The sequence below is a fragment of the Rhabdaerophilum calidifontis genome (genome assembly GCF_008641065.1).
Taxonomy (GTDB): domain Bacteria; phylum Pseudomonadota; class Alphaproteobacteria; order Rhizobiales; family Beijerinckiaceae; genus Rhabdaerophilum; species Rhabdaerophilum calidifontis.
Map to the genome: position 1 here is coordinate 18123 of NZ_VTRS01000011.1, position 23133 is coordinate 41255.

General features: G+C 67.8%; 23 protein-coding genes and 1 pseudogene. 10 read left to right on the top strand and 14 right to left on the bottom strand.

All coding sequences use genetic code 11. The features are described from left to right. The first annotated feature begins 29 nt into the window (after window positions 1–29). From FWJ24_RS13900 to FWJ24_RS13915, 4 genes are all read left to right on the top strand, one after another. Complete coding sequence (locus FWJ24_RS13900; RefSeq protein ID WP_150288436.1) at window positions 30–1190, top strand: ABC transporter ATP-binding protein; 1161 nt, start codon at window positions 30–32, stop codon at window positions 1188–1190. Then, the gene (locus FWJ24_RS13905) at window positions 1183–2115 is read left to right on the top strand and encodes a carbohydrate ABC transporter permease (protein ID WP_150288437.1); all 933 of its coding nucleotides are present in this window, start codon (window positions 1183–1185) and stop codon (window positions 2113–2115) included. Before FWJ24_RS13900 ends, FWJ24_RS13905 begins: the two co-directional genes overlap by 8 nt. Further along, on the top strand, window positions 2112–2948 hold the full coding sequence (locus FWJ24_RS13910) for a carbohydrate ABC transporter permease (RefSeq protein WP_150288438.1): 837 nt from the start codon (window positions 2112–2114) through the stop codon (window positions 2946–2948). Before FWJ24_RS13905 ends, FWJ24_RS13910 begins: the two co-directional genes overlap by 4 nt. A gap of 76 nt (window positions 2949–3024) precedes the next feature. Beyond that, window positions 3025–4293: an ABC transporter substrate-binding protein gene (locus tag FWJ24_RS13915; protein ID WP_150288439.1), complete on the top strand. Its 1269-nt coding sequence runs from the start codon at window positions 3025–3027 to the stop codon at window positions 4291–4293. 69 nt (window positions 4294–4362) lie between these two features. Here the strand turns inward: FWJ24_RS13915 and FWJ24_RS13920 are convergent, their stop codons facing one another. After that, window positions 4363–6081: an ABC transporter permease gene (locus FWJ24_RS13920; RefSeq protein ID WP_246155698.1), complete on the bottom strand. Its 1719-nt coding sequence runs from the start codon at window positions 6079–6081 to the stop codon at window positions 4363–4365. Continuing rightward, window positions 6078–7055, bottom strand: a complete 978-nt coding sequence (locus FWJ24_RS13925) for an ABC transporter substrate-binding protein (protein ID WP_150288440.1) — start codon at window positions 7053–7055, stop codon at window positions 6078–6080. The genes FWJ24_RS13920 and FWJ24_RS13925 overlap by 4 nt, the downstream gene beginning before the upstream one ends. A 245-nt stretch (window positions 7056–7300) precedes the next feature. Here FWJ24_RS13925 and irrA point away from each other — a divergent pair, with 245 nt between their 5' ends. The 5 genes from irrA to FWJ24_RS13950 all read left to right on the top strand — a co-directional run bounded on the left by irrA (window position 7301) and on the right by FWJ24_RS13950 (window position 10405). Next, window positions 7301–7807 carry an iron response transcriptional regulator IrrA gene (irrA, locus tag FWJ24_RS13930; RefSeq protein ID WP_150288441.1) on the top strand — a complete coding sequence of 169 codons (507 nt, stop codon included), beginning with the start codon at window positions 7301–7303 and terminating at the stop codon, window positions 7805–7807. Beyond that, window positions 7804–8076, top strand: coding sequence for a (2Fe-2S)-binding protein (locus FWJ24_RS13935; protein ID WP_150288442.1), 273 nt, complete (start codon window positions 7804–7806; stop codon window positions 8074–8076). The genes irrA and FWJ24_RS13935 overlap by 4 nt, the downstream gene beginning before the upstream one ends. An 84-nt stretch (window positions 8077–8160) precedes the next feature. Then, entirely contained in the window at window positions 8161–8667 is a 507-nt protein-coding gene (gene bfr, locus FWJ24_RS13940; protein WP_150288443.1) for a bacterioferritin, read from the top strand. 191 nt (window positions 8668–8858) lie between these two features. Further along, the gene (locus FWJ24_RS13945) at window positions 8859–9740 is read left to right on the top strand and encodes a metalloregulator ArsR/SmtB family transcription factor (RefSeq protein WP_150288444.1); all 882 of its coding nucleotides are present in this window, start codon (window positions 8859–8861) and stop codon (window positions 9738–9740) included. Next, window positions 9740–10405, top strand: coding sequence for an aquaporin (locus tag FWJ24_RS13950; RefSeq protein ID WP_150288445.1), 666 nt, complete (start codon window positions 9740–9742; stop codon window positions 10403–10405). The genes FWJ24_RS13945 and FWJ24_RS13950 overlap by 1 nt, the downstream gene beginning before the upstream one ends. On the opposite strand, the gene FWJ24_RS13955 is transcribed toward FWJ24_RS13950, so the two are convergent. Further along, complete coding sequence (locus FWJ24_RS13955) at window positions 10378–10821, bottom strand: RrF2 family transcriptional regulator (RefSeq protein ID WP_166443735.1); 444 nt, start codon at window positions 10819–10821, stop codon at window positions 10378–10380. The two genes, FWJ24_RS13950 and FWJ24_RS13955, sit on opposite strands and share 28 nt — an antisense overlap. A 169-nt stretch (window positions 10822–10990) precedes the next feature. Here FWJ24_RS13955 and FWJ24_RS13960 point away from each other — a divergent pair, with 169 nt between their 5' ends. Beyond that, window positions 10991–12190, top strand: coding sequence for an NnrS family protein (locus FWJ24_RS13960; protein ID WP_150288447.1), 1200 nt, complete (start codon window positions 10991–10993; stop codon window positions 12188–12190). A gap of 3 nt (window positions 12191–12193) precedes the next feature. Here FWJ24_RS13960 and FWJ24_RS13965 read toward each other — a convergent pair whose 3' ends face one another. The 11 genes and pseudogenes from FWJ24_RS13965 to FWJ24_RS14015 form a co-directional block, all read right to left on the bottom strand. Further along, window positions 12194–12580, bottom strand: coding sequence for a hypothetical protein (locus tag FWJ24_RS13965; RefSeq protein WP_150288448.1), 387 nt, complete (start codon window positions 12578–12580; stop codon window positions 12194–12196). Window positions 12581–12591: 11 nt separating this feature from the next. After that, on the bottom strand, window positions 12592–13167 hold the full coding sequence (locus FWJ24_RS13970; protein WP_150288449.1) for a DUF2478 domain-containing protein: 576 nt from the start codon (window positions 13165–13167) through the stop codon (window positions 12592–12594). 19 nt (window positions 13168–13186) lie between these two features. Next, window positions 13187–13708: a molybdopterin adenylyltransferase gene (gene mog, locus FWJ24_RS13975; protein WP_206110863.1), complete on the bottom strand. Its 522-nt coding sequence runs from the start codon at window positions 13706–13708 to the stop codon at window positions 13187–13189. A 251-nt stretch (window positions 13709–13959) separates the two neighbouring features. Beyond that, window positions 13960–14541: pseudogene (locus tag FWJ24_RS13980) on the bottom strand (carbonic anhydrase); the annotation flags it as partial. Further along, a complete protein-coding gene (locus FWJ24_RS13985; protein WP_166443736.1) occupies window positions 14538–15113 on the bottom strand; it encodes a hemerythrin domain-containing protein in 576 nt (191 codons plus the stop codon). The gene FWJ24_RS13985 and the pseudogene FWJ24_RS13980, both read right to left, overlap by 4 nt. After that, entirely contained in the window at window positions 15100–15465 is a 366-nt protein-coding gene (locus FWJ24_RS13990) for a hypothetical protein (RefSeq protein ID WP_206110860.1), read from the bottom strand. Before FWJ24_RS13990 ends, FWJ24_RS13985 begins: the two co-directional genes overlap by 14 nt. A gap of 11 nt (window positions 15466–15476) precedes the next feature. Next, on the bottom strand, window positions 15477–16337 hold the full coding sequence (locus FWJ24_RS13995; RefSeq protein ID WP_150288452.1) for a peptidylprolyl isomerase: 861 nt from the start codon (window positions 16335–16337) through the stop codon (window positions 15477–15479). 5 nt (window positions 16338–16342) lie between these two features. Then, window positions 16343–17056 carry a respiratory nitrate reductase subunit gamma gene (gene narI / locus FWJ24_RS14000; protein ID WP_150288453.1) on the bottom strand — a complete coding sequence of 238 codons (714 nt, stop codon included), beginning with the start codon at window positions 17054–17056 and terminating at the stop codon, window positions 16343–16345. Between the two features lie 11 nt (window positions 17057–17067). Beyond that, window positions 17068–17814 (bottom strand): nitrate reductase molybdenum cofactor assembly chaperone, encoded by a 747-nt coding sequence (gene narJ / locus FWJ24_RS14005; protein WP_150288454.1) that lies wholly within the window; start codon window positions 17812–17814, stop codon window positions 17068–17070. A 1-nt stretch (window position 17815) separates the two neighbouring features. Further along, window positions 17816–19342, bottom strand: a complete 1527-nt coding sequence (gene narH / locus FWJ24_RS14010) for a nitrate reductase subunit beta (RefSeq protein ID WP_150288455.1) — start codon at window positions 19340–19342, stop codon at window positions 17816–17818. A gap of 11 nt (window positions 19343–19353) precedes the next feature. Then, window positions 19354–23133, bottom strand: a complete 3780-nt coding sequence (locus FWJ24_RS14015) for a nitrate reductase subunit alpha (protein ID WP_150288456.1) — start codon at window positions 23131–23133, stop codon at window positions 19354–19356.

The window sequence follows — 23133 nt, forward strand, 5'->3', positions numbered from 1 at the left end:
ATAACGACGCCGGGACGGGAGGCGCAGCCATGGCCGAGATCGCGCTGGGCGAAATCCACAAGCGGTTCGGAGAGACGATCGTGCTTAACGGCGTCTCGCTCGAAATCGGCGAAGGCGAGTTCGTCGCGCTGCTCGGGCCGTCGGGCTGCGGAAAATCGACGCTGCTGCGCATCATCGCCGGGCTGGAACAGGCCGATTCCGGCACGGTCCGCATCGGCGGGCGCGACATGGCCGACCTGCCGCCCGCCGCGCGCAACCTCGCGATGGTGTTCCAGTCCTACGCGCTCTATCCGCATCTGAGCGTGCGCGCGAACATGATGGTGCCGCTGCGGATGCGCGATCTCACCGGGTTCGAACGCCTGCCCCTGATCGGCGCGCTGGCGCCAGGCCGGCGGGAGAAGCTCGCCGTCATGGCGGCCCGTGTCGAGATGGCGGCGGAAACGCTGAAGATCGGCCATCTGCTCGACCGCAAGCCGGGTCAGCTTTCCGGCGGCCAGCGCCAGCGCGTGGCGCTCGGCCGGGCGATGGTGCGCGAGCCGGCCGCCTTCCTGATGGACGAGCCGCTCTCCAATCTCGACGCGGCTTTGCGCGTGCACATGCGCACGGAGATCGCCGAGCTTCACCGCGCGCTCGGCGCCACCTTCGTCTACGTGACGCATGACCAGGTCGAGGCGATGACGATGTCGAGCCGGATCGCGGTAATGCTCGACGGCGAGATCGTGCAGATCGGCGCGCCGGCCGAGATCTACGAGGATCCGCGCGACCTGCGCGTCGCGGAATTCATCGGCAGCCCGCGCATCAACGTGATCGAAGCCGTCGCCGACGCGGCGGGAGCGCCGGTCGCCGGCCATGGCGCGACGCTCGGCGGCAGGTTCGCGGCAGCGCCCGGCGCGGCATTGCGGGTCGGGATCCGGCCCGAGCATCTCGCGCTCGCCGAACCGGCGCGGGCGCCGCTCGCGGGCCGGGTGCGGCATCGCGAAAATCTCGGCGCCGAGATGCTTCTGCATGTGGCGGTGCCGGGGATTGCGACGCCGGTCGTCGCGCGCGTGGCGCCGCAGGCGGCGCGGGCGCTCGGCCCCGAGGCGCAGGTCGGGCTCGTGTTCGATCCCGCCGATCTGCGCGTCTTCGACGCCAATGGCCGGCGGGTCGCGGCGCTGGCACGGCCGGAACGGAGCCGCGCCTATGGCTGAGATCGCGCTCGCCGCCCTGCCCGCCACAAAGGCGCCGGCGCGGCGGGCAGGCCGCCGGCGGCTCGGCCGGACCGGCTTTCTGCTGACCCTGCCCGCCCTACTGCTGATGCTCGCGCTGCTGATCGGCCCGGTTCTCGCCGTCATCATCATGTCGCTGACCGATTACCAGCTCGGCGCGGCGGAATTCGCGTTCATCGGCCTGCGGAACTACGCGGAATTGTTCGCCGACAAGGTGTTCTGGAAATCGCTCGGCAACACGCTCGCCTATGCCGCGATCGTCGTGCCGGGTTCGGTCGCGCTCGGGCTCGGCATAGCGCTGCTGATCCAGGCCGGGCCGGGGCTGCGCGCTTTCTACCGGGCGGTGTTCTTCGTCCCGGTCATGGCGACGCTGATCGCCATGGCGATCTCGTGGGAATTCATGCTCCATGCCCAGTTCGGGCTGATCAACCTCACGCTGAAAGCGCTGGGGCTGACGCCGCGCGCCTGGCTGGCGGAGCCGGATCTGGTGCTGCCGACGCTGGCCGTGATCGGCATCTGGCAGCTCTTCGGCTTCAACATGGTGCTGTTTCTCGCCGGGCTGGTCTCGATCCCGCGCACGCTCTACGACGCGGCGGCGATGGACGGGGCGCGCTCGGCCCTGGCGCGGTTCCGGCTCGTCACCTGGCCGATGCTCGGGCCGGTGACGATGTTCGTCGTCATCATCTCGGCGATCCGCTCGTTCCAGGTCTTCGACACGGTGCATGTCCTGACCAAGGGCGGCCCCAGCAAATCCTCCGAGGTGCTGCTCTATTCGATGTATTCGGAAGGGTTCGAGTTCTTCCGCTCCGGCCTCGCGGCGGCGATCGCGGTCGTCTTCCTCGGCTTCGTGCTGGTGCTGACGCTGGTGAAGGCGCGGGTCATCGAGAAGAAGGTGCACTATTCATGAGCGGCGCGCGGATCGGGCCTGTCGGCGCGGTGCTGCGCCACGCGGTGCTGCTCGGCGCGGCGGCTTTGGCGCTGATGCCGTTCCTGTGGATGCTCGCGACATCGCTGAAGCCGCAGAACGAGATCTTCCTTTCCGAAATCCGCTGGTGGCCGCAGCGACTGCACGCCGCCGAGAACTACGCCAAGGCCTTCGAGCGGGCGCCGCTCGCGCGATTCCTGCTCAACGGGGTGATCGTCACCGGCACGATCTTCCTCGCCCAGATCGCGGTGGCGCTGCCGGCGGCCTATGCGCTGGCCAAGATCCGCTTCCTCGGTCGCGAACTGGTCTTCGCGCTCGTGCTCTTCGCGATCCTGATCCCGCCGCAGGCGATCGCGGTGCCGCTCTTCCTGCTGTTCCACCAGCTCGGCATCCTCGACACCTACGCGGCGCTGATCGCGCCGTTCACGATTTCGGTCTTCGGCATCTTCCTGATGCGGCAATTCTTCATGACCGTGCCGGACGATCTCGTCGATGCGGCGCGGATGGACGGGATCAGCGAGTTCGGGATCGTCTGGCGCGTGATGCTGCCGACCGCGATCCCCGCCGTGACGGCCTTCGGCATCTTCTCGGTCGTCGCGCATTGGAACGATTATTTCTGGCCGCTGATCGCGGTGAATTCCCGCGAATTGTTCACGCCGCCGCTCGGCGTCGTCGCCTTCCGCAACGAGGAGGCCGGCACCGATTACGGGCCGCTGATGGCGGCGGCCACCGTGATCATCGCGCCGCTGATCCTCGCCTTCCTCATCGCGCAGCGCCGCTTCATCGAGGGTATCACGCTCACCGGCATGAAATAGCGGCGACGCCCCGGAAACCAGAACGAGACGGGCGGCCAACGCCCGCGCCGAGCCGAAATCACAACAGGAGAGAGACATGCTGAAGCACAGCCTGCTTTCGGCCGCGCTGGCGCTTTGCGCCATCCCGGCCCTCGCGCAGCAGACCGAAATCGTCATCCAGTACCCTTACGGCGAACTCTTCAACGAGACGCACAAGCAGATCGCCGAGGAATTCGCGAAGCGCAACAAGGACATCAAGGTCACGTTCCGCGCGCCTTACGAATCCTACGAGGAAGGCACGCAGAAGGTCCTGCGCGAGGCGATCACCCGCCAGATGCCGGACATCACCTTCCAGGGGCTGAACCGCATCCGCATCTTCGTCGATCGCGGCATCGCCCAGCCGCTCGACGGCTATATCCAGGCCGACAAGACCATGGAGGCCGACGGCTTTCATGCCGCGATGTATGATATCGGCACGATGAACGGCAAGGTCTACGCCCTGCCCTTCGCGATCTCGCTGCCGGTCATGTATGTCAATCTCGACCTGGTGAAGAAGGCCGGCGGCGACGTCAACGCGCTGCCCAGGACTTGGGACGAGGTGCTCGCCCTCGCGAAGAAGGTCAAGGCGCTCGGCGGGGACACCAACGGGGTCACCTATGCCTGGGACATCACCGGCAACTGGCTCTGGCAGGCGCCGGTCTTCGCGCTCGGCGGCGCGATGCTGACCCCCGACGAGCGGAAGGTCGCCTTCGACGGCCCGGAAGGCCAGGCGGCGATCCGCACCATCGCCCGCCTCGTCACCGAAGGCGGCATGCCGAACCTCAACCAGCCCGACATGCGCGCCGCCTTCGCCGCCGGCAAGACGGGCATCCATTTCACCTCGACCTCCGACCTCGCCAAGATCACCGAGATGATCGGCGGCAAGTTCGCGCTCAAGACCGTGACCTTCCCCGGTGTCGCCGCCGACAAGGGCCGGCTGCCGGCCGGCGGCAATGTCGGCATCATCCTGACCCAGGACGCCAAGAAGCGCGAGGCCGCCTGGACGGTGCTGAAATTCTGGCACGGGCCGGAAGCGGCGGCGATCGTCGCCCGGACGACAGGCTACATGCCGCCGAACAAGAAGGCCAACGAGGTCTACCTCAAGGATTTCTACGTGCAGAACCCGAACAACTATACCGCCGTGAGCCAGCTCGCGCTGCTCACCAAATGGTATGCCTTCCCCGGTGAGAACGGTCTCAAGATCACCGATGTGATCAAAGACCATCTCAACTCGATCATCATCGGCAAGCGCGCCAACGAGCCCGAGAAGGTGCTCGCCGACATGGCCGCGGACGTGCAGAAGCTCTTGCCGCACAAGACCAACTGACATCCGGCCACCAACCCCGGAACGGCCGGCCCCGCGGCCGGCCGTTCCCCCTGCCGCCGGGCCGCCCGCTCAGCGGCGCGCCGACGCGATCGACCAGGGGATGGCCCCCTCGGGCAGCAGCGCGGCGAGCCGCTCGATCGCCAGCATCAAACCCAGCACCACCGCGAGCGTCGCGATGCCGAGCGCCGCCGCCTCGTTGGCGAGCCCGGCCTCGTCGAGGCTGAACAGCACCACGCCGAGCGTCCGCGTGCCGGCGCTCCACAGCAGGGCCGAGACCGTCAGCTCGTTGAAGGCGGTGAGGAAGACCAGCAGCATCCCGGCGGTGAGCGCCGGCAGCACCGCCGGCAGCAGCAGCATCCCGAGCCGCCGCGCGAAGCGGGCCCCGTCGAGCGCGCCGGCCTCCTCGATGGCGCCGTCGATCTGGCGCATCGCCGCCCCGACCGGCTTCAGCCCGAGCGCAAGGAAGCGCGCGACATAGGCGAGGATGATGATCCAGGCCGTGCCGTAGAGGCTGACATGCAGCAGCGGCAGCGGGCGGAGGAAGAGCAGGATCATCGCGATCGCCACCACCACCCCCGGCAATGCGTAAGGCAGGTCGATCGCGAAGCGCAGGACGACATCGAGCGGGCCCTGCCGCCGCTCCAGCCGATAGGCGAGCGGCAGCGCGATGAGTCCGATCGCCAGCGCCGCGATCCCGGCGAAGAGGAAGGAATTGGCGAGCGCGTCGAGCGTCACGCGCTGGCGCAGCAGCACCTCCTCGAAGGCGCGCAGCGTGATCGTCTCCGCCCGCAGCGGCACGCCGAGCGCCGGCACGAGCGCCGTTGCGAGCAGCGAGAGCACGGGCAGCACGAAACCGATGCCGATCACCAGGACCGCCGCGACCTCGACCAGCGGTCGCGCGCGGCCGAGCGGCCAGAACGGCTCGAGCCGGCGCCCGAACTCGATCGGCACCGCCTGCCGGGCGAGGATCCGCCCCGAAACCAGCATGGCCGCGCCGGCGATCAGCCCGAGCAGCAGCGAGAACAGCGCCGCATCGCCGATCGCATCCGGGCCGAAGCTCGTCATGCGGCGGTAGATCAGCGTCGGGATGGTGAGGTAATTCACCGGCAGGCCGAGCAGCGCCGGGATGCCGAAATTGCCGATCGCCGCTACGAAGGCCAGCAGCCAGGCCGCGGAGAGATGGCCGCCGAGCACCGGCAGCAGCATGTCGCGCAGGATCCGCCCCGGCCGGGCGCCGTCGACCCGCGCGGCCTCGACGATCTCGCGCGGCACCGTGCGCAGGCCCGCGAGCACGACCAGCATCACCAGCGGCGCGTGGTGAAGCCCGAGCACGAGAATGATGCCACCGCGCCCGAGCATCGGGTTCGGCGCGCCGGGCGCCGGAGCGAGGCCGAGCGCGCCGAGCACCGGCGAGGCCGGGCCGGCAAGCGTCTTGAAGGCCAGCGCGATGACCTGGGGCGCGACGAGCATCGACATCGCGAACAGGAAGGCGAAGACGCGCTTTCCGCGCATGTCGGTGATCGCCAGGGCCAGGGCGGCGGCGGTGCCGAGCAGCATCGCGATCGCCGAGGAGACGAGCCCGGTCTCGAGCGTGTTGAAGCTCGCGCGCAGCGCCGCGGGGCGGAGAAGCTCGGCGAGGATCGCCGCGCTGCCGGCGCGGAACGGCTCCGTGAAGAGCCGCAGCATCGGCAGCGCGCAGAGCAGCAGCGCGAGCGCGGCGCCGGCGCGGAGGAGCCAGCGCCCCTCCCCGGCGAGCGGCGCCTCCCGCGCCGGAAGGCGGCCGCTCACTGGCCGAAGATGTCCGCGAAGTCCTTGCGGACGCGATCCTGCTCCTTGAGGAGCTTGCCGGCGTCGAAAGGCATGAGGCGGATCGCGTTGCGCGCGGGATAGCCCGCCGGCAGCGCCACAGCCGGATGCGCCGGGACATAGCCCTGCTTCAGCGCCAGTTCCTGACCTTCACGCGAGAGCATGAAATCGATGAAGGCCTTGGCCGCAACGGGGTTCTTCGCGGTGCTGAGGATCGCGACCGGCTCCGAGACCGCCGAGACGCCCTCCTTCGGGAACACGAACTCGACCGGCGCGCCCTTGGCCTTCTCGCGGATCGGCATGAAATCGACGATCATGCCGAACAGCTTCTCGCCGGTCGCCACCGCGCGCAGCACATCGCCATTGGCGCCGCCGGCCTGGGCAGCGTTGTCCTTGAGCTTGCGGTAATAATCCCAGCCGCCCGGCAGCGTGCCGGTCAGCGTCGCGGCATGGATCAGCGCCGCGCCGGAATTGAGCGGGCTCGGCATCACGAGCTGGCCCTTCGCCTCCGGCTTGAGGAGATCGGCCCAGCTCTCCGGCTTGAACGGCGCCTTGGTATTGTAGACGATGCCGGTGGTGATCAGCTTGGTCGCGAACCAGAATTTCTGGGGGTCGTGGATCCCGGCCGGATAGGCGGAGAGATCGGCGCCGGCATGGCTCATCAGCCGCCCCTCGGCCTTGAGCGCCTCCATCGTCACGCTGTCGGCGATCAGCAGCAGATCCGGCTGCGGGGCGCCCGCCGCGATCTCGGCGCGGAGCTTCGCCATCACGCGCGGCGTGCCGTCGCGGACGAAGGTGATGTCGACCTTCGGATATTTCGCCTTGAAGGCGTCGATCGTCTGCTGCGCGTCGGTATTGGGCTGGCTGGTATAGAGCAGCAGCGGCCCCTCCTGCGCGAGAACCGGCAGGCCGGCGAGCAGCGAGAGCGTGAGGGCGGTGAGGCGGCGACCCAGCATGGCAAGCTCCGGAATGGAATGAATGCCGCCTCTTGCGCGCCCTGCGTGACAGCGTTGTGACAATCTGCCGGCGCATCTGCACCCATGACGCAGACCGGCCTTGCAGGATGCCGGGCGCGGACCGAACAGATTGTCGCAGTCGCAATAACAGCGCATTCCACGCAACCACCAAACTTGACATATCTGGTCGAATTTTTCTAACATCATGAAAAGTAAGAGTTTTTAATCGTTCTAAAGTAGCCCCTATGGATCTGACCCTCGAAACCGAACGCCCCCGCCTTCCCGCGACGCTGCACCCGGCGCGCGGAGTCGAGTTGCCCGAGAGCGCCTGCCCGGTCGCGCGGCTGCGGATGAAGCTGCGCAAGGCGGGGCTAAGGCCGACGCGCCAGCGCATGCAACTCGGCTGGCTGCTCTTCGCCAAGGGCCATCGCCATATCTCGGCGGAGGACTTGTTCCACGAGGCGAACAAGGTCCAGGCGCCGCTGGCACTGGCGACCGTCTACAACACCCTCAACCAGTTCCGTGAAGCCGGGCTGATCCGCCAGGTCAATATCGGCGGCGACCGCGCGGTGTTCGACACCGATACCGGCGATCACCACCATTTCCTGTTCGAGGATGACGGCGCCATCGCCGATATCCCGCCCGAGATGGTGGCGATCTCGTCGCTGCCCGAACCGCCACCCGGCTACCGGATCGCGGGGCTCGACCTCGTGGTGCGGCTGGAGCGCATCCCGGAGAGCGGGGCGGCATGATCATCTGCTCCTGCAACGCGCTGACCAGGGCGCAGATCCTCGAAGCCGCGGCGTCCGAGCCGCCGCACGCGCCGCGCTCGCCGGCGCAGACCTATCGCTGCCTCGGCTGCGCGCCGGATTGCGGGCGCTGCCTCGTCACCGTCCGGCGGATTCTCGGCGAGGCGCGCGCCGGCGCCTGCGCCGTCAGCTGCCCCGCCTGTCCGGGCCATGCCGCGGCCGAAACCGAGGATTCCGATGCGGTTCCGGCCTTCGCCATCGCGGCGGAATGAGCGGAGAGCCGATTCCGGCTGGACTTTCGCTCGCATGCACCTAGTTTAGAATTGCTCCAATCCGGAGCAATCCAGAGAGGTGCCATGAAGGGCGACAATAAAGTTCTCGACTATCTGAACAAGGGCCTGCGCAGCGAACTGACGGCCATCAGCCAATATTGGCTGCATTACCGTCTGCTCGACAATTGGGGGCTCAACGAGCTTGCAAAGAAATGGCGGGAGGAATCCATCGAGGAAATGCAGCATGCCGACCGGTTCGTGGACCGGATCCTGTTTCTCGAAGGCTTCCCGAACATGCAGGTGCTCGATCCGCTCCAGATCGGCCAGAACGTCCAGGAAGTGATGGAGGCCGATCTCGCGGCGGAGATCGGTGCGCGCGCGCTCTACCAGGAAGCCGCCGCCTATTGCGAGAGCGTGAAGGATTTCCCCTCGCGCGAGCTTTTCCAGGAACTGATGGCCGATGAGGAAGGCCATATCGACTTCCTCGAAACGCAGCTTGAACTCGTCAAGAAGCTCGGCGAGGCCATGTATATGCAGGCCCATCTCGGCGGACTCGGCGAAGGCGGCACGCCCGGCCTGCGCGGCGAATGACCAGGACCGTCCCGGCGTGACGTCCGCTCCGGCGGAGACGCGCGCCTCCTCCTCATGATCCGACCCGCGCCCGTGAGGTGACCTCGGCCAGCCGAGATGGCAGCGCGCCGCCGGAACCGTCATGAGATCGTCACCTCGCCAAGATACGTCGATATCCGTCGACATATCGACCGATAGGCGGGTCCGGCGTGATGACGGGTGGCTTCGATCCCGAACGACTGGTGCGGCAATTCCAGGCGCTGGGCCAATCCTCGCGTCTCGCAGTGGTGCGGCTGCTGGCGCGCTACCGGCCCTTCGGCCTCGGCGCGGGCGAGATCGCCCGGCTCGTGGCGGTGCCGCACAATACGCTCTCGACCCATCTGGCCGAGTTGGAACGCGCCGGGCTGATCCGCTCGCGGCGCGACGGCCGCTCGATCGTCTACGCGCTCGACCCCGAAACCGCGGAGGCGATCCCGGCCCAGCTCGCCGAAATCCTGCGTCCGCCCGGCCGTGCCCCCGGGGCGACAACCGTCTTCCTTCCCATCCGGAGAACCCCGATCGTGACCGACAGGACCTACAACGTGCTGGTGTTGTGCACCGGCAATTCCGCACGCTCGATCCTCGCCGAGGCGCTGATCAACCGCGAGGGCAAGGGCAAGTTTCGCGCCTTCTCGGCCGGCTCGCATCCCAAGGGCACGCCCAATCCCGTCGGGCTGAAGCTTCTCGCCGAACTCGGCTACGACATTTCCGGCTTCCGCTCGAAAAGCTGGGACGAATTCGCCGGGCCCGAGGCGCCGAAGATGGATTTCATCGTCACGGTCTGCGATTCGGCCGCCGGCGAAGCCTGCCCCTATTGGCCCGGCCATCCCTTGACGGCGCATTGGGGCATTCCAGACCCCGCCGATGTCGGCGAGACCGAGGAGGAGCGGCGCGCCGCCTTCCTCGACGCCTATCGGCGGCTGGCGGCGCGGGTGACGGCCTTCGTCAATCTGCCGGTCGAGACGATGGATCTCGGCGCGCTGAAGGCGGCGCTGGCCGAGATCGGCCGCCTCGAAGGCGCGACCGAGCTCGCGCTTGCCGGCAAGGTGGCGTGATGCCCGCCCCCCTCGCCCGCCGCCTGGCCGCCGAGGCGCTCGGCACCGGCCTGCTCGTCGCCACCGTCGTCGGATCAGGGATCATGGCGACGCAGCTCACCCGTGACGTCGCGCTCCAGCTTCTCGGCAACACCGTGCCGACCGGCGCAATCCTCGTCGTGCTGATCACGATCCTCGGCCCGGTCTCCGGCGCGCATTTCAACCCTGCGGTGAGCCTCATCTTCGCGCTGCGCCGCGAACTCGCCGCGGCGGACCTGCTCCCCTATATCGTCGCGCAATGCCTCGGCGGCATCGCGGGAACGGCGGTCGCGCATCTGATGTTCGGGCTCGCACCGCTCGAGATCGGCACCACGGCGCGCGCCGGGGCCGGGCTCTGGTTCGCGGAGGGCGTCGCGACCTTCACGCTCGTCCTCGCGATCCTCGGCACGCTGCGGGCGCGGCCGGAGGCGGTGCCGATGGTGGTGGGGCTGACGATCACCGCCGCCTATTGGTTCACCGCCTCGACCTCCTTCGCCAATCCGGCGGTGACGCTCGCGCGCGGCTTCACGACCAGCTTCGCCGGGATCGCGTTGCATCATGTGCCGCTTTTCGTGCTGATGCAGGGGCTCGGCGCGCTGGCGGGGCTCGCGGTGGCCGGCTATGTGTTCCGCGCCAGGGCGGATTGAGCGATCTCGCGCGGCGCCCCCAGGGCCTCGGCGATCGACACCTCGTCCAGCGCCTCGAGAAAGGCACGCATGCCGCGGCCGAGCACCTCGTCGGTGCGCCGCTCCAACCGCGTCGGCGGCGTCGCGGCGGCGAGCCGGTCGGCCGGGCCGCAGGCCTGGAAACGCGGCTCGACCCGACGCAACACCTGCCCGACGCTGATGTCTCCGGGCGCCATTGCGAGCCGCACCCCGCCGCCGCGCCCCCGCGCCGAGGCGACAAAGCCGCATTTGGCGATGATCTTCATCAGCTTGAACAGGTTGAACTCGGTGATCCCCGTCGCGCGCGCGATCTCCGCAACCGTGATGGCGTTCGGATAATGCTCGGCGAGCACGCCGAGTGTCAGCAGGGCATAGCGCGATTGCTCCGTGAGGCGCATCCATCCATCCCTTTCGAAGATCGCGGCCCGGAGATCCTTCCGCCCTTTTTTCGCATAGCATGCCATGCGCCTTGCGCCAGATCAAAGCCACGCCGAAGGCGCCTTGTTCAATAGACCTTCATGGTCTATTTTACGGGTTCAAAGTCGGATATTCAGAATCGGGGCGAGGATGGCGACGACGATGGAGCAGATGCGCGCCTGGCAGGGGCCGGCGGTGCTGTCCTACGGATTTCGGCCGTTCTTCTTCGGCGCGGGGCTGCTCGCGGCGTTGCTGATCGCGCTCTGGGTGCCGTGGTATCTCGGCTTCATTCGGGTGCCGAGCGCCTTCGCGCCGCTCAACTGGCATATCCACGAATTGCTGTTCGGCTATGTTCCGGGCGTGATCGCGGGGTTCCTGCTGACGGCGGTGCCGAACTGGACCGGGCGGCTGCCGGTGGTCGGCTGGCCACTCGGGGCGCTGTTCGCGCTGTGGCTCGGCGGCCGGGCGATCGTGGCGTTCTCGGCCGGGCTTGCGCCGGACCTTGTCGCCGGCGTGACGATCGCCTTCCCGCTGGCGCTCGGCCTGCTGCTGGCGCGCGAGGTCATGGCGGGGCGAAACTGGCGCAACCTCAAGGTTCTCGTCGCGCTCGGCGCGCTGATTCTGGCGCAGGGCTTCTTCCATTACGAGATCGCGGTGTTCGGCCGGGCCGAGACCAGCACCCGGCTCGGCATCGCCGCGACGATGATGCTGATCATGATCATCGGCGGCCGCATCGTGCCGAGCTTCACCCGCAACTGGATCAAGCGCGCCAATCCGGGCCGCGAGCCACGCGAATTCGGCCGCTATGATCTTGCCGCCATGCTGCTCGGCGGCATCGCCCTCGCCGGCTGGATCCTTGCGACGCACCTGCCCGGCCTCGCCGCGCCGATCGGCGCGGCGCTGGCGGTGGCGGCGCTGGTGCATCTCTGGCGGCTCCTGCGCTGGGCCCCGGACCGGACCTGGCGCGAGCCGCTGGTGATGGTGCTGCATGTCGCCTATGCCTTCGTGCCGCTCGGCTTCGGCCTCGCCGCCATCGCGGTGCTCGGCGAGGATCCCGGCTGGCACCAGGCAGCGATCCATGCCTGGACCTCGGGCGGGATCGGGCTGATGACCCTCGCCGTCATGACCCGCGCGAGCCGCGGCCATTCCGGCCGGCCGCTGACCGCGCCGCTCGGCACGGTGCTCGTCTATGCCGCGATCACCGCCGCGGCGTTGCTGCGGATCGCCGCGGCGCTGCTGCCGGAGGCGATGCTGGTGCTGCTCGGCCTTTCCGGGCTGTCGTGGTGTCTCGGCTTCCTCGGCTTCGCGTTGCTCTACGCGCGCATCCTGCTCTGGCCGCCGCTGCGCTGAGCCTCAGGGCGCGGCGGCAAGTGCCTCGAACCGGCGCAGATCCTCGCCCCCCCTGCGGGCCGCCTCGCCGATCGTGTCGAAGAGCAGCGCCAGTTCGGTGAAGACCGTGATGTCCGGCTCCTCGACCGGCAATTCGTCCAGCTCGCGCAGCAGGTCGAGCATGGCCGCAATGCGCTCGCATTGCTGGCGCGCGTCGTGGATCAGCCCGCGCAAGGCGCGACGCCGCTCCAGCGTCTCGAACCGGGCCAGTGCGACATCGAGCTTCTCGCGGCAGGCACAATCGAGTTCGACCATGCCGATGATGGCCCGGATTCTGTCCAGCGAGACATCGGGATTGCCGGCCTTCCCGGAGCCCCCGGCCTTTCGGCCCCTGTCGCCGTCCTGACCCATGGGCGTCTCCGTCAGGGCCTCGCCAGGCCCGGAATGCCGGCGGCGGGCCGGCCGATTCCGCCTTCGACCGCATCAAGGAGCGTCTCGAACACGCCCGGCGCGTCGCCGGGCTCGATCGCGATCTCGCGCGCCAGCGGCCCCGCGAAAAGCCGCCAGCTCTCGATGTTGCGCCATGGCACGCCGATGATCAGCGGCAGGCCGGCCTCGGCGATCTCGGCGATCAGCGGCCGGAAGCCGCCGCCCTCGCTCTCGGTCTTGCCGAACTTGTTGAGGATCACGAGGTCCGGCCCCTCCGCCAGCGCACGGGAGACATGCGCCATCGCCTCGCCGAGCTGCGCGAGATCGAGCATGCAGCCGCGGGCATGCGGCCCGCGATCCTCGGAGATGCCGACCCGCTCGCCGGTCGCGAGATCCTCGAGCAGCATGTCGCAGCGCGAGCGGCCCGGCCGGGAATCGTTGTGCTGCACGAGGCCGGCAAGGCGGAAACCGCGCGCGGCGAGCGCGCGCGCCAGGGCGCCGAGCAGGCGGTCGGCGGCGGCGCTGTCGGAATAGACCAGGGCGGTGATCGGGGTTGCTGCGGCCGACATGATGCATCCTTCGTCTGGTTCAGGCGCCCGGCCGGCAGGCCGCGCAGAAGGCCGGATCGGTTTCGAGCCGGTCGCCGCCGATCAGGTCGAGGCAATAGGGCACCGCCGGGAAGACGGCGGCGAGACAGGTCGCGATCGAGGCCGGCTTGCCCGGCAGGTTGATGATCAGGCTGCGCCCGCGCGTGCCCGCGAGCTGGCGCGACAGGATCGCCGTCGGCACCTCGCGCAGGCTCGCCTGGCGCATCGCCTCGCCGAACCCTGCCAATTCGCGGGCGATGACATCGCGGGTCGCCTCCGGCGTCACGTCGCGCGGCGCGGGGCCGGTGCCGCCGGTGGTGAGGATCAGCGTGCAGCGCTCGCGATCGGCGAGATCCGCCAGCGCGGCGGCGATCGCGGCGCGATCGTCCGGCACGAGCCGGTAGACGCTGCGGAACGGCGTGACGAGCGCGCGGCCGAGCCATTCCTCGATCGCCGGGCCGCCGCGATCGACGTAGAGCCCGGCGCTGGCGCGGTCGGAGGCCACGAGGACTCCGATGGGCACCGGCATCGCGGGCTCGGATGCGGATGGGGGCATGGATGTCTCCCGCTCGCTCACGGCTTCGGGCCTCCCTGCCCATTGCAACAGACGCAGCCTGCCGGATCATGGCCCGGTTGCGGCTCCTCCTCAAGCGCCAGCGCCGAGAAGGCCGCAATGGCCTGCCGGCGCTTGGCGCTCTGCGGCTCGACCGGATCGAGCACGCATTGGTCGATCGAGGACAGCGCGTCCCGCTCGGCGACAGAGGTAAGATGCGGCCCGAGATCGCGGAGGATGCCGTCATCGACCGCATAGATCCAGCCGTGGAGATTGAGGCTCTGGCCGCGTCCCCAGGCATTCTCGATGATCGGCGTCGCCGCGAGGCGCCGCACCTGCATCTCGACATTGATCTCGCAGAGGCGGTTCAGTCGTCGGACCGGATCCTCGATGGCATCGAACACGGCCCGATGCTTGCGGTAGAACATGGTGAGCGGCTGGAGCCAATGGTCGAGCATCGCGCCGCGCCGCTCGGTGATGGCGCGGCTCACGCCGCCGCAGCCATAATGGCCACAGACGATGATGTGCTGCACCTCGAGATGCTCGACCGCGTATTCGAGCACCGAGAGAAGGTTGAGATCGCTAGTATGGACGATATTGGCGATGTTCCTGTGCACGAAAACCTCGCCGGGATCGAGGCCGAGCACATCGTTGGCGGTGACGCGGCTGTCGGAACAGCCCACCCAGAGATAATGGGGCGCCTGCTGCTCGGCCATGCGCCGGAAGAAATCCGGATCCTCGCGCGTCTTCGCGTCGGCCCAGGCGACGTTGCGGTCGAAGAGGTGATCGAGTGTGCGGCTCATCCGGCCGCCACGCCGCGGCGTGCCTTCATGTTCTGGCTGATGCGGCGCAGATCGCCGCGCGTGAGGCGGGCGCGGGCCAGCGCCAGCACGATGCCGTTCTCGATCGCCAGATGCCGGTGCTCGCCTTGCGCGAAATCCTGCATCGCGGCGCAGGTGCCGGCATCAAGCCGGACCGGATCTGCCGTCTCGGCTGCGCGCAGCGCCGAAACGAGCTTGGCGATCAGCGGCTCGGCGTGGCGGTGATCCTCCAGGAGCCGGGAAAGCGCGGCATCGAGCGCGTCTTCCGGCAGTGCCCTCCGGCGCAGCGCCGGGAAGAGATCCAGTTCCTCATCCTGATGATGCAGGGTGTAATCGCCGGTGAGGAAGGTCAGCAGCGCATCAGCCTCGCGGCGGCCCACCAAGCCGCTCTCGGCGATGCAGCGCAGCGCGGCAAGCAGGCTGCGCTGGCGGAAATGATCCGCCAGAATGAAATCCAGCGGCGTATCGAGCAGCGCGACCGGCGGCGAGACGAGCGCCAGCACGTCGCGGGCCGGCGCGCTGGCGTTCTGCGGCGACCGCTCAGGCAGGCGCATGGCAGGATCCTCCGCCCCCGCAGCCGCATGTTCCACCCTCGCCGTGCTCCCTGGCGGCATGCGCCGCCTCGGCGGCGTCGCGCGCGAGCGCCCAGCGCAGCATGCGCGCCAGCACGGCGCGGCCGGGATCCTCGGCGCGCTCGATGGCGTTCATCAGCGCGAGCCAATCCTCGTCGCTCGCGAGCCGGGCGAAACGCTGCACGGCGCCGGAAACGTATTCGCCCGGGCTCTCGTCATGGGCGACGCGCGCCGCGTCGATCTCGGCCGCGAGCACGATGTCGCCCAAAGCCGCAAGCGCCGCGGCGGCGCTGTCCTCGTCCCGTAATTCACCGATGAGCGTTCCGAGCAGCACGGGCGCCTCCCCTATTGCACGAGCGGCGTCGCGGCGCCGTCGAGTTCGATCCCCTCGATCACCGCGCGCCCGGCGAGCAGCGTCAGGTATTGCCGCTCGGCGATGCGGGCGACGCGATCACCGAGATAGCGGACGATGATCGGCTCGGCCGCCTCGAAGGGCAGCGCCCGGCCCTCCATCCGCCGTTCGAGCCGCACGATGTGGTAGCCGTAGCGGGTCTCGACCAATTCGGGATGCACGGCGCCGGGTCTCATCCGCGCCAGCGCCGCCTCGAATTCCGGAACTGTCTGGCCGGGGCCGATCTGGCCGAGCGCGCCGCCCTGCTCCCGCGAGGGGCAGGCCGAATGCAGCCTGGCGAGACCCTCGAACGCCGCCGGATCGGTGGCCAGCGCCGCAAGGATCGCCGCCGCCTTGTCCCGCGCCGCCGCATCGGCGGCGGCATCGGCGCCGCGCGGGATGAGGATATGCGAGACGGCGTGGAGATCCGGCATGCGGAACCGCGCCCGGTTCTGCTCGAAATAGCGGCGGCAGGTCTCGGTATCCGGCGCCGGAACCGCGACCTCGCGCGCGATGAGCGCGCGGATCTGCGCCTCCTCGTCGGTCTCGCGACGGCCCTCCTCGTCCCTGAGCGGCACGGCCTCGATGCCGAGGCGGCGCGCCTCCTGGAGCAGCAATTCACGGATTGCGAGCGCCCGCGCCGCAGCCTTCCAGGCATCGATCGGCCTGGCGGCCGGGTGGTGCTGGGTCTCCCGCGCGATCGCCTCGCGCGGGATCTCCGTGCCGTTGACGCGAATGGTCTTCGGCTTACGGTCGATGGCCGGGCGGATCGCGCAGCCGGCGGCTTCCGGCGCAGGCCGTTTTTCGGCGGTCATGGCGCTCACTCCGCCGGCTGGCGGGGCGCGGCGAGATCGCGCCGCGTCCGCACGACCTGATAGCCGCGCCGGCCGAGATACCAGATCGGCGCCGACCAGATATGCACGAGCCGCGAGAACGGGAAGATCAGGAAGATCGTCATCCCGAGCACGAGATGGACGAGATAGGGCCAATCCAGCCCCTGGAGCGTCCTGGCGTCGACCGGCTGCACGGTGAGGATGCCCTGCGCCCAGTGCGAGAGCTGGATCATCACCGAGCCGTCGGTGTGCTGGAGCGAAAAGGGCAGCGTGATGAGCCCGAGGCTCAGCTGCACCCACAGGATGATCAGCACCGCAAGATCCATATAGGTCGAGGTCTGCCGGATGCGGCTGTCGGTCAGGCGGCGATGGAGCAGGATCGTCAGGCCGATGAAGCACACGGTTCCGGCGATGCCGCCGGCGATGATCGCGATCAGCTGCTTCTCCGCCGGGGTCAGCAGCAGCGAATACACCGCCTTCGGCGTCAGCAGCCCGACCGTATGGCCGAGGAACAGGAACAGGATGCCGAAATGGAACAGGTTCGAGCCGAGGCGGAGCTGCTTCGCGCGCAGGATCTGGCTCGACCCGGCGCGCCAGGTATAGGGCTCGCGGTCGAACCGGATCAGCGATCCGAACACGAAGGAGGACAGGCAGACGTAAGGATACCAGACGAAGAGGATGTGGAAGATCGTGTCGCGCATGGTAGGCCTCCTCAGGAGCGGAGCTGGTGCGAAATGATGGTGCGGGGCCCGGCGCCGGGCGGCGCCTCCAGGCCGGGCGCCGGGCGGCGCGCCTGCCGGAGCTTGGCGGCGAGCCCGTCCTTGCCGCAGGATTCGGCCGCGGCGCCGGGACCGAACAGCACCTCCTCCTCCTCCCAGGCCGCGTCGAGGGCGGCGAGGTCATCCGGCTCCGGATCGGGCTCGGCGAGGAGCCGATCGAGGATCTCGGCATCCGGCCGGACCTTTGCCAGCGCCAGCAGGGCTGCGAAGACCGCCTCATACGGCGACTTGCGCTTGGCGAGCCGCTCGCGCAGCGCCGCGAGCACATGGGCCGGCTGGCCGATGAGCTCGAGCGCCTCGGCCGGCGGGCGGGTGGCGGCATATTCGAGAAACAGCGGCAGGAAATCCGGCAATTCCTTTTCGGTGGGCGTATAGCCGCCCTCCTCGTAGAGCTTGAGGAGATCGACCATCGCCTGGCCGCGGTCGCGGCTCTCGCCGTGGACATGCTCGAAGAGATGCAGCGAGAGCGCGCGCGTGCGGTCGAAGAGCAGGATGAAGCGCTCCTGCGCGTCGTAGAGATCGGCGGCGGCGATATCGTCGATCAGCGCCCGCAGCGCCGCGCGCTCGCCGTTCGGCAGCAGCCCTTCCGCATCGAGCGCCGCCGCCAGTTCCCCGGCCGCCGCCTGCATCTCGGCGGTCGGGTAGGTCAGGAGCGCCGAGAGAACCTTGAGGGTCTTCATCTCAATAGGCTCCCACCCGCGGCTTGTCGTTCTTGAGCTTGACGCCGCCGAACAGGTTGGTGTCCCGGTCCGAGGGCAGGCAGCCATCGCCGAACGAGAAGCCGCATTGGCCGCGCAGCTCGTAGGCATCCTCCGTCACCTCGCGATGCGTGGTGGGGATGACGAAGCGGTCCTCGTAATTGGCGATCGCCATCACGTGATACATCGCCTCGATCTGTTCGGGCGTCAGGCCGACGCGGTTCGCAACCGCCTCGTCGATCACGCCGTCGATCGTCTTGGCGCGCATATAGGCGCGCATGGCGAGCATGCGCTCGAGGCCGCGCGCGATCGGCGCCTCGTCGCCGGCGGTGAGGAGGTTGGCGAGATAGCGCAGCGGAATGCGCAGCGACTTCACATCCGGCATCCCGCCATCCATCCCCATCTTGCCAGCCTCGGCGGCCGCGGTGATCGGGGAGAGCGGCGGCACATACCAAACCATCGGCAGCGTGCGGTATTCCGGGTGCAGCGGGAAGGCGACGCGCCATTCCATCGCCATCTTCCAGATCGGCGAGTTGCGTGCGCCTTCGAGCCAGGATTCCGGCACGCCGTCGCGGCGCGCCTGCGCGATCACCTTCGGATCATTGGGATCGAGGAAGATCGACATCTGCGCCTCGTAGAGCGCCTTCTCGGAAGGCACGCTCGCGGCCTCCTCGATCCGGTCGGCGTCATAGAGCATCACGCCGAGATAGCGGATGCGTCCGACGCAGGTCTCCGAGCACACGGTCGGCTGGCCGGCCTCGATGCGCGGATAGCAGAAGATGCACTTCTCGCTCTTGCCGCTCGACCAGTTGAAATAGATCTTCTTGTAGGGGCAGCCCGAGACGCACATGCGCCAGCCGCGGCACTTGTCCTGATCGATCAGGACGATGCCGTCCTCCTCGCGCTTGTAGATCGCGCCCGAGGGGCACGAGGCGACGCAGGCGGGATTGAGGCAATGCTCGCAGAGCCGCGGCAGATACATCATGAAGGTGTTTTCGAACTGGCCGTACATCTCCTTCTGCACGCCCTCGAAATTGTAATCCGCCGAGCGCTTGGAGAATTCGCCGCCGAGGATCTCCTCCCAGTTCGGGCCCCACTCGATCTTCTCCATCCGCTCGCCGGTGATCAGCGAGCGCGGGCGTGCGGTGGGGAACGCCTCGAGTTCCGGCGCCTTCTGAAGATGCTCGTAATCGAAGGTGAAGGGCTCGTAGTAATCGTCGATCTCGGGAAGATCCGGATTGGCGAAGATATTGGCGAGGATACGCCATTTTCCGCCGATCCGGGGCTCGATCCGGCCGTTCGACTTCCGGGTCCAGCCGCCCTTCCAGCGCTTCTGGTTTTCCCAATCCTTCGGATAGCCGATGCCGGGCTTGGTCTCGACATTGTTGAACCAGGCGTATTCCATGCCTTCCCGGTTCGTCCAGACGTTCTTGCAGGTGACGGAACAGGTGTGACACCCGATGCATTTATCGAGGTTCAGCACCATCGCGATTTGCGCGCGGACCTTCATGGGATGTCTCCTTACTCGGCAGCGACGGCGGAGGCGGCGCCGGGCGCGCCCTGGACGGGTTCGGCATCGGCGGCCGGCCTTTCGAGCCAGTCGACATTCTTCATCTTCCGGACGATCACGAATTCGTCGCGGTTGGTTCCGATCGTGCCGTAATAGTTGAAATCATAGGCGAACTGGGCATAGCCGCCGATCATGTGCGTGGGCTTGAGCACGGTGCGGGTCACCGAGTTGTGGATGCCGCCGCGCTGCCCGGTCATCTCCGAGCCCGGCACGTTCACGATCTTCTCCTGCGCGTGATACATCAGGCACATGCCTTCATTCACGCGCTGGGAGACGACCGCGCGGGCCACGAGGGCGCCGTTCGAATTGTAGGCCTCGATCCAGTCGTTATCGACGATGCCCGCCTTGGCGGCGTCCTTCTCCGAGATCCAGACGATCGGCCCGCCGCGCGAGAGCGTGAGCATCAGCAGGTTGTCGGTATAGGTCGAGTGGATGCCCCATTTCTGGTGCGGCGTGATGAAGTTCAGCACCACGTCCTTCTCGCCGTTCGGCTTCATGCCCCGGACGGGCGCGATCGTGCGCAGATCCACGGGCGGGCGATAGACGCAGAAGCCCTCGCCGAAGGCCCGCATCCAGAGATGATCCTGGTAGAGCTGCTGGCGCCCGGTGAGCGTGCGCCACGGGATCAGTTCGTGGACATTGGTGTAGCCGGCATTGTAGCAGACCTTCTCGCTCTCGAGCCCCGACCAGGTCGGCGCCGAGATGATCTTGCGCGGCTGGGCGACGACGTCGCGGAAGCGGATCTTCTCGTCCTCCTTCGGCAATGCGAGATGGGCGTGCTCGCGGCCGGTGGTCTTGCCGAGCGCCTCCCAGGCCTTGACCGCCACCTCGCCGTTGGTCTCCGGCGCCATCATCAGGATGACCTCGGTGGCGTCGATATCGGTGACGATCTTCGCGAGCCCCTTGTTGGCGCCCGAGAGATGCACCCCGTTCAGCGCCTTGAGATGCTCGACCTCATGGCCCGTCTTCCAGGTCATGCCCTTGATGCCGTTGCCGATGTTTTCCATCAGCGGGCCGAGGGCGGTGAAACGCTCGTAGACATGCGGGTAATCGCGCCCCACCGGCATCACGACCGGCATGGTCTTGCCGGGGATCGGCTCGCATTCGCCCTTCTTCCAGTCTTTCGGCTCGAAGGGCTGCGCGATCTCCATCGCGGTATCGTGCTTGATCGGGTTGAGGACGATGTCCGTCTCTTCACCGAGCACTTCCGGCGCGACCCGCGAGAACGCCTTGGCGATGCCCTTGTAGATCTCCCAGTCCGAACGCGCCTCCCAGGCCGGATCCACCGCGCCGGTCAGCGGATGGATGAAGGGATGCATGTCGGAGGTGTTGAGATCGTTCTTCTCGTACCAGGTCGCGGTCGGCAGCACGATGTCGGAATAGACGCAGGTCGTCGACATGCGGAAATCGAGCGTCACGAGCAGGTCGAGCTTGCCTTCGGGCGCCTCGTCCCGCCACACGACCTCCCTCGTCCCGGCCTTCTCGGCCGAGCCGAGATCCTTGCCGAGCACGCCATGCGAGGCGCCGAGCAGGTGCTTGAGGAAATATTCGTGGCCCTTGCCCGAGGAGCCGAGCAGGTTCGAACGCCAGACGAACAGGTTGCGCGGCCAGTTCTTCGGATTGTCCGGATCTTCCCAGGCGAATTTCAGCTCACCCGATTTCAGCCCGCGCGCAACGTAATCCTTGGCCTCGAGCCCGGCCTCCTTCGCCTTCTTCGCGATGTCGAGCGGGTTCTGTTCGAGCGTCGGGTAGGCCGGCAGCCAGCCCATGCGCACGGCGCGGAGATTGTAATCGAGGATCGCGCCGTCCCACGGATTTTCACCATCCTTGCCCTTCGGCGCGATCGGGGAGACGATGTCGCCGGTGGTGATGGTCTCGTAGCGCCATTGGTCGGTATGGACATACCAGGCCGAGGTCGAGTTCTGCTGGCGCGGCGGCCGCCCCCAATCCAGCGCGAAGGCGAGCGGCGCCCAGCCGGCCTGCGGGCGGAGCTTCTCCTGCCCGACATAATGCGACCAGCCGCCGCCGGACTGGCCGACGCAACCGCACATGACCAGCATGTTGATCACGCCGCGATAATTCATGTCGGCGTGATACCAATGGTTCATGGCGGCACCGATGATCACCATCGAGCGGCCGTTGGTCTTCTCGGCATTGGTTGCGAATTCGCGCGCGACCTGGATGATCTTGTCGCGTGAAACGCCGGTGATCTTCTCGGCCCAGGCCGGGGTATAGGGCACGTCCTCGTCGTAGGAGGTCGCGACATTCGCGCCGCCGAAGCCCTGATCGACGCCGTAATTGGCGACGAACAGGTCATGCACGGAGGCGACCAGCGCCTCGCCGTCGGCGAGCTTCAGCGTCTTGACCGGCACGTTGCGCACCAGCACGCTCGCATGGTCCGAATGCTGGAAATGCTCGTTGCGGATATTGCCGAAATACGGGAAGGCGACCTCGGCGAGGCGGTCCTTGATGTCGGCGAGAGAGAGGCGCAGCTTCGTCTCGGCGCCGGCGGCCTTCTCCTCGAGGTTCCACTTGCCCTGCTCGCCCCAGCGGAAGCCGATCGTGCCGTTCGGCACGACGATGCCGCCGGAGATCTCGTCATAGGCGACGGTCTTCCATTCCGGATTATTGGCCTCGCCGAGATTCCTGTCGAAATCCGAGGCGCGCAGGAAGCGCTCCGGCACCAGCTTGCCGTCCTGCTCCACCAGCCGGACGAGCATCGGCATGTCGGTGTATTTCCGGACATAATCCTGGAAATACGGCACCTGCCGCTTCACGTGATATTCGGTGAGGATCACGTGGCCCATCGCCATGGCGAGGGCGGAATCCGTGCCCTGCTTCACCGGCAGCCAGATATCGCCGAATTTCGAGGCTTCCGAATAATCCGGGCAGATCACCGCGCTCTTGGTGCCGCGATAGCGCGCCTCGGTATAGAAATGCGCGTCCGGCGTGCGGGTCTGGGGCACGTTGGAGCCCCAGAGGATGATGAAGCCGGCATTGTACCAATCCGCGCTTTCCGGCACGTCGGTCTGCTCGCCCCAGGTCTGCGGCGAAGCCGGCGGCAGGTCGCAATACCAATCGTAGAACGACATGCAGACACCGCCGATCAGGCTCAGATAGCGCGAGCCGGCGGCGTAGCTGACCATCGACATTGCCGGGATCGGCGAGAAGCCGAAGATGCGGTCCGGCCCGTAGGTCTTGGCGGTATAGGCATTCGCGGCCGCGACGATCTCGGTCACCTCGTCCCAGGAGCCGCGCACGAAGCCGCCCGCGCCGCGCTTCTTGACATAGGATGCACGCTTCGCCGGATCCTCGACGATCGATTTCCAGGCCGCGACCGGCGGCAGGGTGCGCCGCGCCTCACGCCAGAGGCGGATCAGCCGCGAGCGGACGAGCGGATATTTCACCCGGTTGCCGGAATAGAGATACCAGCTGTAGGAGGCGCCGCGCGAGCAGCCGCGCGGCTCGTGGTTCGGCAGATCCGGCCGCGTCCGCGGGTAATCGGTCTGCTGGGTTTCCCAGGTCACGATCCCGCCCTTGACATAGATCTTCCAGGAGCAGGAGCCGGTGCAGTTCGCGCCATGGGTCGAGCGCACGATCTTGTCGTGCTGCCAGCGCTTGCGGTAGCCGTCCTCCCAGCGCCGGTCCTCATCGGTCGTGATGCCGTGGCCATCGGCAAACGGCTCGCGGACCTTGGTGAAGAAGGTGAGACGATCGAGAAAATTGCTCAT

Bases quoted from the DNA above. Each gene is read 5' to 3' on its own strand.
- FWJ24_RS13900 (WP_150288436.1), top strand. From the start codon at position 30: ATGGCCGAGATCGCGCTGGGCGAAATCCACAAGCGGTTCGGAGAGACG.
- FWJ24_RS13905 (WP_150288437.1), top strand. From the start codon at position 1,183: ATGGCTGAGATCGCGCTCGCCGCCCTGCCCGCCACAAAGGCGCCGGCG.
- FWJ24_RS13910 (WP_150288438.1), top strand. From the start codon at position 2,112: ATGAGCGGCGCGCGGATCGGGCCTGTCGGCGCGGTGCTGCGCCACGCG.
- FWJ24_RS13915 (WP_150288439.1), top strand. From the start codon at position 3,025: ATGCTGAAGCACAGCCTGCTTTCGGCCGCGCTGGCGCTTTGCGCCATC.
- FWJ24_RS13925 (WP_150288440.1), bottom strand. From the start codon at position 7,055: ATGCTGGGTCGCCGCCTCACCGCCCTCACGCTCTCGCTGCTCGCCGGC.
- irrA (WP_150288441.1), top strand. From the start codon at position 7,301: ATGGATCTGACCCTCGAAACCGAACGCCCCCGCCTTCCCGCGACGCTG.
- FWJ24_RS13935 (WP_150288442.1), top strand. From the start codon at position 7,804: ATGATCATCTGCTCCTGCAACGCGCTGACCAGGGCGCAGATCCTCGAA.
- bfr (WP_150288443.1), top strand. From the start codon at position 8,161: ATGAAGGGCGACAATAAAGTTCTCGACTATCTGAACAAGGGCCTGCGC.
- FWJ24_RS13945 (WP_150288444.1), top strand. From the start codon at position 8,859: ATGACGGGTGGCTTCGATCCCGAACGACTGGTGCGGCAATTCCAGGCG.
- FWJ24_RS13950 (WP_150288445.1), top strand. From the start codon at position 9,740: ATGCCCGCCCCCCTCGCCCGCCGCCTGGCCGCCGAGGCGCTCGGCACC.
- FWJ24_RS13955 (WP_166443735.1), bottom strand. From the start codon at position 10,821: ATGCGCCTCACGGAGCAATCGCGCTATGCCCTGCTGACACTCGGCGTG.
- FWJ24_RS13960 (WP_150288447.1), top strand. From the start codon at position 10,991: ATGGCGACGACGATGGAGCAGATGCGCGCCTGGCAGGGGCCGGCGGTG.
- FWJ24_RS13965 (WP_150288448.1), bottom strand. From the start codon at position 12,580: ATGGGTCAGGACGGCGACAGGGGCCGAAAGGCCGGGGGCTCCGGGAAG.
- FWJ24_RS13970 (WP_150288449.1), bottom strand. From the start codon at position 13,167: ATGTCGGCCGCAGCAACCCCGATCACCGCCCTGGTCTATTCCGACAGC.
- FWJ24_RS13985 (WP_166443736.1), bottom strand. From the start codon at position 15,113: ATGCGCCTGCCTGAGCGGTCGCCGCAGAACGCCAGCGCGCCGGCCCGC.
- FWJ24_RS13995 (WP_150288452.1), bottom strand. From the start codon at position 16,337: ATGACCGCCGAAAAACGGCCTGCGCCGGAAGCCGCCGGCTGCGCGATC.
- narI (WP_150288453.1), bottom strand. From the start codon at position 17,056: ATGCGCGACACGATCTTCCACATCCTCTTCGTCTGGTATCCTTACGTC.
- narJ (WP_150288454.1), bottom strand. From the start codon at position 17,814: ATGAAGACCCTCAAGGTTCTCTCGGCGCTCCTGACCTACCCGACCGCC.
- narH (WP_150288455.1), bottom strand. From the start codon at position 19,342: ATGAAGGTCCGCGCGCAAATCGCGATGGTGCTGAACCTCGATAAATGC.
- FWJ24_RS14015 (WP_150288456.1), bottom strand. From the start codon at position 23,133: ATGAGCAATTTTCTCGATCGTCTCACCTTCTTCACCAAGGTCCGCGAG.